Origin of the sequence: Trinickia symbiotica, assembly GCF_003028655.1 — a bacterium.
Lineage (GTDB): Bacteria > Pseudomonadota > Gammaproteobacteria > Burkholderiales > Burkholderiaceae > Trinickia > Trinickia symbiotica_A.
Genome location: NZ_PYUC01000050.1, coordinates 1 through 1,362, shown reverse-complemented (window position 1 = coordinate 1,362; position 1,362 = coordinate 1). Strand labels below are relative to the sequence as shown.

The following is a 1,362-nucleotide window of genomic DNA, read 5'->3' as shown; positions in this document are numbered from 1 at the left end:
GACGTGCTCAATCGATTGCCCACCCATCGAGCCGACGACATCGCCGCGCTTCTACCGCATCGTTGGGCGCCTGCTGCGGCTTGATTGCCCGCACCTTGGGCCCAGGATGCCTTCACCGGGTGCTTACAGTCATCAATGCCGCGCCTGGTTTGATGCCGGCATAGAGCGCGCCGTGGCTTGCGCCGCGTTGCGCGTCGGGCTGTAGCTGAGCAATCGAACCGGCGGACCGGTGCCGCTCATCTGCGCCCACATGTAGCTCTTGCGCTGCGCCGCACGCCCGGGCTCCTTCAGCACCTGCACGGTGGTTTCATCGCCGTAGACGATGTCGGCATCGAGCAGATGATCGCGCATCAAGTTGATCAGCGGCTGCACCGCCGTACCGACACGTACTACGCTGGCAGCGAGCGTGCCACGCGAGAGGTCGCCGCCGAAACGATGCAGCAGAGCAGCGATGCGATACAACGGCAGCGCGTCGGCGAACTTGCTGACGACCACCCATGCAAGCGCCGATTCTGTGAGTAAGCCCTTCGGGATGATGCGCGCCGGTGCCGGCGTGACCTTGATGCCGAGATCGCAACAAGGGCACGCGTATTTGACGCGCTGATGCTGAATGACACGGACCTGCTGTGGCACGATATCGAGCTGCTCACTGATCTCGGCTCCGATCTCGACGAGCGTATGTCCGTCGTGTGCGCAGACGCGTTCCGATTCTGGCAGCTCGTGACGCACGATCTCGCGAGGAAGCATTGGGTCCAACGGCTTGCGTCCACGCTTCTTGCGTTCATGCGCGCCAACCTCGATGCTCTGTTCTGCTTCGGTCTCTTGCGCCGGTTCCAGATCCCGTGGCGCCCGCGTCCGCTTCGTTAAAGAAGAGGTCGCGTTGCTCGACACCGCGCACTTCGCTCTTTGCTGCAAAGAGCTGTCGCTGGAAGGCCTTGAGCTTCTCGCGTAGCAAATCGCGCTCAACCGTCACCACGCGCAACTCGCTCTTCATAGCAGCGAGTTCGGCGCGTAGCGCTTGCAGCTCGTCGGTGGGAGATGAGGATGGTGGCGGCATCGCCGGATTAGACCAGCGATGCTGGTTCGCGTTTCAGATCACGCGCTGATAATAGCGCGTCGGATGCGCGCGCATCGCTTCGATGTCGATACCGTCGAGCAACCAGTGCAGTTGTTCGGTTCGCAGCTTGAGCACGGCTTCTTTGCGCGGCCAGACGAAGCGATCCTGTTCGAGCCGTTTGTAACTCACCTCGGAATGCAGGCCTTTCCGCGGCCTCGACGCAGCTTGTCCGCATAACCCATCCCTTCCATCCGTTTAGCGGCCGGCAGCTCGTTTGCGTCGGTGAACGCTATAACCGCTCTGGC

Annotated in this window: 1 protein-coding gene and 1 pseudogene; both read right to left on the bottom strand. The window is 62.0% G+C overall.

The genetic code is table 11. The features are described from left to right. Nucleotides 1-127: 127 nt before the first annotated feature. Nucleotides 128-1,057, bottom strand: a pseudogene (gene tnpC / locus C9I57_RS32150) (IS66 family transposase); the annotation flags it as partial. Between the two features lie 33 nt (nucleotides 1,058-1,090). Beyond that, nucleotides 1,091-1,246 (bottom strand): IS66 family insertion sequence element accessory protein TnpB, encoded by a 156-nt coding sequence (tnpB, locus tag C9I57_RS32145; protein WP_107154517.1) that lies wholly within the window; start codon nucleotides 1,244-1,246, stop codon nucleotides 1,091-1,093. Nucleotides 1,247-1,362: the final 116 nt, after the last annotated feature.